The following is a 265-nucleotide window of genomic DNA, read 5'->3' as shown; positions in this document are numbered from 1 at the left end:
GACAACCCGGCACCTCGAACCCGCCCCGAGCCTCGCCGACGCCGCAGCACCCGCCACGAGACCGCCGGCAACCGTACGCGCCACCACAGCCGACCGCCCGGCGACCACCACACCGACCCACCCGCCACCAAGGCTCGACCGACCGCCTACCCAGAGCGCCCGGCAAGATCCGCCACCGACCAACCGCCCGGCAGCACGGCCACAGACCTGCCGCAGCCCGACACCTGACTCCGGACGACAACCCGGCACCTCGAACCCGCCCCGA

The 265-nt window shown here is 74.3% G+C and carries 1 pseudogene; it reads left to right on the top strand.

Annotated elements, in window-relative coordinates:
- Positions 1-228, top strand: a pseudogene (locus RB628_RS42065) (hypothetical protein); the annotation flags it as partial.
- Positions 229-265: the final 37 nt, after the last annotated feature.

It is taken from the genome of Streptomyces sp. ADMS (assembly GCF_033441795.1).
In the GTDB taxonomy this organism is placed as follows: domain Bacteria; phylum Actinomycetota; class Actinomycetes; order Streptomycetales; family Streptomycetaceae; genus Streptomyces.
Note: the sequence above shows the minus strand (reverse complement) of the source record. Positions and strands in the feature narration are given on the sequence as shown.